Source organism: Streptomyces sp. NPDC048504, assembly GCF_043200035.1.
Lineage (GTDB): Bacteria > Actinomycetota > Actinomycetes > Streptomycetales > Streptomycetaceae > Streptomyces.
Genome location: NZ_JBICXA010000029.1, coordinates 79,155 through 85,994 on the forward strand (window position 1 = coordinate 79,155; position 6,840 = coordinate 85,994).

General features: G+C 70.1%; 5 protein-coding genes. 3 read left to right on the forward strand and 2 right to left on the reverse strand.

Translation table 11 applies throughout. The annotated features are described in order from the left end of the window. Positions 1-93 precede the first annotated feature (93 nt). Positions 94-861 (reverse strand): TetR/AcrR family transcriptional regulator, encoded by a 768-nt coding sequence (locus tag ACGFY9_RS46940; protein WP_393764997.1) that lies wholly within the window; start codon positions 859-861, stop codon positions 94-96. Between the two features lie 377 nt (positions 862-1,238). Here ACGFY9_RS46940 and ACGFY9_RS46945 point away from each other — a divergent pair, with 377 nt between their 5' ends. Both ACGFY9_RS46945 and ACGFY9_RS46950 read left to right on the forward strand, forming a co-directional pair. Further along, entirely contained in the window at positions 1,239-2,606 is a 1,368-nt protein-coding gene (locus ACGFY9_RS46945) for an NAD(P)/FAD-dependent oxidoreductase (protein WP_393764999.1), read from the forward strand. A 214-nt stretch (positions 2,607-2,820) separates the two neighbouring features. Then, a complete protein-coding gene (locus ACGFY9_RS46950) occupies positions 2,821-4,479 on the forward strand; it encodes a SpoIIE family protein phosphatase (RefSeq protein WP_393765001.1) in 1,659 nt (552 codons plus the stop codon). A gap of 1 nt (position 4,480) precedes the next feature. Here ACGFY9_RS46950 and ACGFY9_RS46955 read toward each other — a convergent pair whose 3' ends face one another. Further along, positions 4,481-5,782, reverse strand: a complete 1,302-nt coding sequence (locus ACGFY9_RS46955; RefSeq protein WP_393765003.1) for an MFS transporter — start codon at positions 5,780-5,782, stop codon at positions 4,481-4,483. 118 nt (positions 5,783-5,900) lie between these two features. Here ACGFY9_RS46955 and ACGFY9_RS46960 point away from each other — a divergent pair, with 118 nt between their 5' ends. Then, the gene (locus tag ACGFY9_RS46960) at positions 5,901-6,452 is read left to right on the forward strand and encodes a MarR family winged helix-turn-helix transcriptional regulator (protein WP_393765005.1); all 552 of its coding nucleotides are present in this window, start codon (positions 5,901-5,903) and stop codon (positions 6,450-6,452) included. The last annotated feature ends 388 nt before the right edge of the window (positions 6,453-6,840 follow it).

A 6,840-nucleotide genomic window follows, 5' to 3' on the forward strand; every position in this document is an offset into this window, starting at 1 on the left:
CCCAGAAGACGCCCACACCAACACCGGGCGCCGAACCAACGACGGCCACGTCACCCCGCCCTACCGCCCTACCGCAGAGTCACCCCGCCGCCCTCACAACGGCCGCGACCGCAACCCCTCCAGCAGGATGTCCAGCAACCGCGCCGACGCCGCCGCCTGCTGCGCCGCGTCCGGCAACGAGGGCGCCGCCGTGGCGATCACCAGCAGCACATCCGACACCGACACGTCCGCCCGCAACTGCCCCGCAGCCCGCGCCCGATCAACCAGCTGCCCAACGACCTCCAGCAGCGCGGTCGCCCCGGCGTCGTAGTCCGCGGAACCCAGAGACCCCGCCGACTCCTCCGGCACCAGCCGCAGTTCACCCGTGCCCGGCTGCATCCGCTGCTGCGGCACCCGCGCCTCGTCCAGCAGGGCGCCCTCGCCCTCGTCGGCGACGCCCACCCGCAGCACCTGCGGCGGCAGCAGTCGCCCGGCGCCGGAAGCCACCGACGTCCGCAGGAAGCGCGACAGCGCCGACCACGGCTCGTCCTCCTGGCCGAGCGCCGAACGCGCCTGGTCGGTCAGCCGGGAGGTCTCCTCCTCGGCGATCCGGCGCACCAGGACGTCCTTGCTCGGGAAGCGCCGGTACACCGTGCCGACACCGACCCGCGCGCGTCGCGCCACGTCCTCCATCGGCGCGCCGTACCCCAGCTCGCCGAAGACCTCACGCGCCGCCCGCAGCACGTGCTCCAGATTGCGCTGTGCGTCCACCCGCAACGGCGTCGTCCGCGAACTGTCACCGCGTCCGTTCCCCGCCGCTCCGACCGCGCCGCCGGATGCGACGGCTGACGCGGATGTCCAATGAGAATCCTGAATATGCATACACGTTCCCCCGGTTAATGACGTCTCCCCCCGGAGACTCCCCGCCATCGGCAGCCGGAGCATCGTGAGACAAGCCCGGTTCGCGAGCCCCGCTCTTCGCGGACTCGCTGAGCACATCCCCCTTCACCCCGTCGACACACGAACATAGTTGAGAGGGGGTCAATTCAGAAGGGGCAGGTTCCGCACGGAGCGCCCCCCGATCGGAGTACGGGTCGCATACATCCCGATTGCGCCCCCGAGCACCACCCTGATCACCACCGCTGACCTGCGAACCTGCCCTCCACGACTGCACTTTCGGCGCCCGTGCGCGACCTCCGTCGCCGGTCACACAATTTGTCGAGGCTGTGGACAAACTCCAGCGCCGGGTGCGTCATGGGATGGTGAAGGAACGCGCGCGCATTCTCGTTGTCGGTGGCGGCTACGTCGGGATGTACACAGCCCTGCGCCTTCAGAAGAAGTTGAAACGTGAAATCAAGCGCGGGCAGGTCGAGATCACCGTCGTCAGTCCCGACCCTTACATGACGTATCAGCCGTTTCTCCCCGAGGCCGCCGCCGGTTCGATCTCCCCCCGCCATGTCGTCGTCCCGCTGCGCCGCGTCCTCGGCCGATGCCGGGTCGTCATCGGCGAGGCCACCGCCATCGACCACGGCAAGCGCACCGCGACCCTCAGCACCCTCGCCACCGAGGAAGAGGGCACGGGCACCGAGGAGTTGGCGTACGACGAACTCGTCCTGGCCCCCGGCTCGATCTCGCGCACCCTCCCCATCCCCGGTCTCGCCGAGCACGGCGTCGGCTTCAAGACCGTCGAGGAGGCCATCGGCCTGCGCAACCACGTCATCGAGCAGATGGACATCGCCTCCTCCACGCGCGACCCCGCGATCCGCGACGCGGCCCTGACCTTCGTCTTCGTAGGAGGCGGTTACGCCGGCGTCGAGGCGCTCGGCGAGCTGGAGGACATGGCCCGCTACGCCGTGCGCTACTACCACAACGTCGACGCCGACGACCTGAAGTGGATCCTCGTAGAAGCCTCGAACCGCATCCTCCCCGAGGTCGGCGAGGAGATGGGCACCTACACGATCACCCAGCTGCGCCGCCGCAACATCCAGGTCCTCCTGGAGACCCGCCTCGAATCCTGCGTCGACCGCGTCGCCGTCCTCAGCGACGGCCAGCGCTTCCCGACCCGCACGCTCGTGTGGACGGCCGGCGTGAAACCCCACCCCGTCCTCGCCGCCACCGACCTCCCGCTCAACAACCACGGCCGCCTCAAGTGCACCGCACAGCTGACGATCGAGGGCGCCACGCACGCGTGGGCAGCGGGAGACGCCGCAGCAGTCCCCGACGTCACCGCCTCCGAACCCGGCACCGAGACCGCCCCCAACGCCCAGCACGCCGTACGCCAGGCCAAGATCCTCGGCGACAACATCGCGCACTCCCTGCGCGACGAGCCCCTTCAGACGTACGCCCACAAGTACGTCGGCTCGGTCGCCTCCCTGGGACTGCACAAAGGCGTCGCGCAGGTCTACGGACGGAAGCTGAAGGGCTACCCTGCCTGGTTCATGCACCGCGTCTACCACCTGAGCAGGGTCCCCACCTTCAACCGCAAGGCCCGTGTGCTCGCCGAATGGACCCTGGCGGGGCTCTTCAAGCGGGAGATCGTCTCTCTCGGTTCACTCGAACATCCCCGAGCGGAGTTCGAACTCGCGGCCGGTGGAAAGCCTCCACACGACCCGAAGGGGTCGAACTGACCGGACCGAGGAACTCCACCGGCCGCCGAGGCGTCTGACGAATGTCGGCCCGGTCGGTCACACTGCCAGACTGGTCCACGACTTCGGGCGGGCCCACGCTCGCCCTTCTCACCCAAGAGGCTTTCCCCACTGTGCTGCATCTCCCGGGGGCAACCCCCGGACCCCCGGCAGGGTCCGGAGCGGGCCGACGACACCTGACACGAGGCAAGGATTCGTGAACTTCACGCGCTGGAGCGCCCGGCTCCCCGGAACGCAGCGCCGCGCCGCAGCGCGGACCGACCACACGGTCACCCCGGACCGGCGGGGAGAAGGCTCCGTGCCCGCGGCCCGCGCCGAGCAGCTCACCGACGAGCCGCCGCCGGTCCCCGCCGTCGACGACCTGCCCGTCCGCGAGGTCCTCGACCGCGTCCCGGCCCTCGTCGCCCTGGTGCACGGCCCCGACCAGCGCATCGCGTACGTCAACGACGCCTACGCAGCCGCCTTCGGCACCCGCCCCCTGGGCGCACCGGCCCGCGAGGCCCTCCCCGAGCTGGACGAGCTCGGCCTGCTCCCGCTCCTGGACCAGGTCCTGCGCAGCGGCAAGCCCCGCACCCTCAAGTCCCGCAAGGCACCCGGCGGCCGCTCGTACACGTTCACGTGCACCCCGGTCGCGGTGAGCGCCGACAGCGCCGAGGGCGGCGTCCTGATCTTCGCCACCGACGTCACCGACCACGCCGAGGCCGCCGAACGCCTGCGCGCCAGCGAACGCCGCCAGCGCGAGACAGCCGTAACCCTGCAGCGCTCCCTGCTCCCGCAGGAGCTGGAGGAGCCCGACGACCTGCGCATCGCCGCCACCTACCAGCCCGGCGGCACCGAGGCGGCGGTAGGCGGCGACTGGTACGACGTGATCACCCTCGGCGGCGGCCGCACCGCCCTGGTCATCGGCGACGTCATGGGCCGAGGCGTCCGGGCGGCAGCGGTCATGGGCCAACTCCGCACCGCCGTCCGCGCGTACGCCCGCCTCGACCTGCCCCCGCACGAGGTCCTCCAGCTCCTGGACGGCCTAGCCACGGAGATCGACGCGAATCAGATCGCCACCTGCGTGTACGCCATCTTCGACCCGAACGAGGGCCGCCTGGTCTACGCCTCGGCCGGCCACCTCCCGATCCTCGTCCGCGACGAGACGGGCGCGGTCCAGCGCGCCGACGAACCCACCGGCCCCCCGCTCGGCACCGGCGGCTGGATCCACTCCTCGGGCTCGATCCCCCTCAGCCCCGGCTCCACGGCGGTCCTCTACACGGACGGCCTGGTGGAACGCCGGGACGAGGACCTCGACGAGGGAATCGCCTCCCTGGAGCGCGCCCTGGCCGGCGCCACCGGCACCCCCCAGGTGGTCTGCGACCGCCTGGTCCGCGCGCTCGGCGTCACCGCGGACCACGACGACGACGTCGCCGTCCTGGTCCTCCAGCACCCGGCCCGCACCGGCCCGGCCGGCGACCTCTTCCGCAACGCGGCCCTGGAGCTGCTCGGCGGAGTGGAAGCAGCCCCACGCGCGCGTGCGTTCGCCTCCGGGGTCCTCACCAGCTGGCGCTTCCCCACCGAACTGCACGACCTGGGCGTCCTGGCGGCCAGCGAACTGGTCGCCAACAGCCTCCAGCACGGCACCCCGCCCATGCGCCTCCGCCTGCGCCGCACGGACCGCCGCCTCATCGTGGAGGTCACGGACGGCGACGACCACCTCCCGCGCCGCCGCCGCGCGGAACCGGCCGACGAGTCGGGCAGAGGCATCGCGATCGTGGCGACCATCGCCTCGAACTGGGGCTCCCGCCGCACCCCGGGCGGAGGCAAGGCCGTCTGGTGCGAGTTCGTACTCCCCAAGACGGCCCCGGCCTGACCTACGCCTCGACCCCCACAGGCTCGACACTCCCACGAGCCACGACCAGACTCCCCTTCGCCCGCCAGGGCTGATCCTGCACAGCGGTCAACTGCCGCCCCAGCCGCACGGCAAGCAGGCTGATCCCCAGCGAGAACAAGAAGAACGTCACGACATACGGCCCCGGCAGCGAAGCCCCGAGCGGCCCGCCCACCGCGGGCCCGACAGCCAACGCGAGCTGCTTGACGAGGGCGAAGGCCGAGTTGTACTGCCCGGCCATCCCCTCCGGCGCCAGATCGGCCACCAGCGGAGCGACGGTCGGCGACAACATCGCCTCCCCGAGCCCGAACAGCGCGTACGTCGACACGAAGGCAGCCGTAGCCATCTCCTGACTGCCGTGCCCGAGCCCCGCGAACCCGGCCGTGACCCACGCCAGGGCCCAGATCATTCCTACGGCCGCGATCACGCGGGAGCGCCGACGCCGCTCGACGAACTTCAGCACCGCGAATTGCGCGACGACGATCATCGCGGTGTTCGCGGCCAGCGCCGTACCGAGCGCGGACGTCGAGATTCCGGCGGCCTCGACCCCGTACGCACTCAGCCCGGACTCGAACTGCCCGTAGCAGGCGAAGAACAGCACGAAGCCGAGCACGCTCAGCTGCACCATGGCCCGGTTGCCGAGGAGCTGCTTCCAGGCGCCCTTGGCGGACGACTGCGCGGGAGCGTCACCGATGACCGGCGAGTGCGGCATCCGCACGGTCGCCATCACACCGGCGAGCACCAGGAACATCGCCGACTCGATCCCGAAGAGCAACGTGAACGAGGACGCGCTGGTCGTGTCGACCAGGTGACCGCCGATGAGTCCGCCGACACCGAGCCCGAGGTTCTGCAGAAAGAACTGCATGGCAAAGGCACGCGAGCGCGTGTCGGCCGTAGAACAGTCCACGATCATCGTGGCGAGCGCCGGCTGCATCACGGCCTGCCCGGCCCCGAGCGCGGCCGCCGACAGCAACACAGCGGTCGCACTCCCCGCCAGGCCCAGACTCATCGACCCTACGGCGGCCAGAACCTGGGCGACGAGGAGAACCGGTCGGGGGCCACGCCGGACGATGGCTCGCCCGGCGAACGGCAGCACGATCAGCGCGGCCACGGCGAAGACGGCGAGTACGAGACCCGCCGTCATGGCTCCCAGTCCCCGCACCTGCGCCACATAGACGTACAGGTAGGGGACGGTGAAGCCGAGCCCGAACGCGCTGAGTGCGTTTCCCACGTGGATCCGGCGCATCGCTGCGCCCATCGCCCTGGTCACGTTCACCTCAATCATGTGAGTTGGTCAGTCTCGGTACTACTTAGAGCCGAAGACTTCGAAGCTAAAGTTAGAAGCTAAACAGTACACCCAGAAGGACTTCAACGCCAAGCAGGCCCGTGCCATACTGACGCCCATGGGCGACACCCCCAGCACCCTCGGCGAACCGACACTCGATGAGCAGATCGCCGCCTACCAGCGCGAGTTCCACGACCTCGACCCCCAGGTCGAGAAGATCGTCTCGGCCCTGGGCCGCCTGAACCGCCGCATGAACGTCGCGTACGGCCGCCAGACCGCGAACCTCGGCCTCAGCAACGCCGAGTGGGAGGTCCTCAAGGCCCTCGTCCTCTCCGGCGCCCCCTACCGGATGGGCCCGAGCGACCTCGCCAAGCGCCTCGGCCTCACGCCGGCCGCGATGACCCACCGGATCGACCGCATGGTCGCGGAGGGTCTGGTCACCAGGGAGCGGGACGAGTCCAACCGTGTCCGCGTGATCGTGGAGCTGACGCCCGAGGGCCGCGGCAAGTGGCTGGAGGCGATGCGGATGGCGACGATCTTCGAGGGCGAACTCCTCCAGGACCTGTCCCAGGAGGAACGCACCGCCCTCGGCGAGGTCCTGACCCGCCTGCTGCGCAGGGTGGAGCACGCCCAGCCGGACGCCGGCGGCCGGCTCAGCGACCTCGACTGACCCCGATCGACCTCGGTCGATCGCTCGGCGGGTCTCGCCATAAAAGATCTTGACAGAGGGCGCTTGACACGCCCCTGCTCGATCCGTAAAGTTCTTCGGGTTGCCGCCGAGCCGTAACGGTTCTCCGGCAGCACCTCCGCCGCGACAGCGGCACCCCAAACCAACCGCACGATCTCCCAACGGGATTGATTTCGGCGTGCCCGAATTCAATTCGATTTGGGCTCGGCCGTTGTTCGATCAGGTCACTAGGCCTCGATTGGAACTCCGCCGGGGGAATCGGCTAAGGTTTGAGACGTCGGAACGGCCCAAGGGCTGGGAAGGCAAGCCCCGCTGACTGGGAGTCAGGCCCGAAAGGATCTGATAGAGTCGGAACCGCCGGAAAGGGAAA

What these genes read in the sequence shown, in the direction of transcription:
- ACGFY9_RS46940 (WP_393764997.1), bottom strand. Translation starts at nt 861, where the DNA reads ATGCATATTCAGGATTCTCATTGGACATCCGCGTCAGCCGTCGCATCC.
- ACGFY9_RS46945 (WP_393764999.1), top strand. Translation starts at nt 1,239, where the DNA reads ATGGTGAAGGAACGCGCGCGCATTCTCGTTGTCGGTGGCGGCTACGTC.
- ACGFY9_RS46955 (WP_393765003.1), bottom strand. Translation starts at nt 5,782, where the DNA reads ATGATTGAGGTGAACGTGACCAGGGCGATGGGCGCAGCGATGCGCCGG.
- ACGFY9_RS46960 (WP_393765005.1), top strand. Translation starts at nt 5,901, where the DNA reads ATGGGCGACACCCCCAGCACCCTCGGCGAACCGACACTCGATGAGCAG.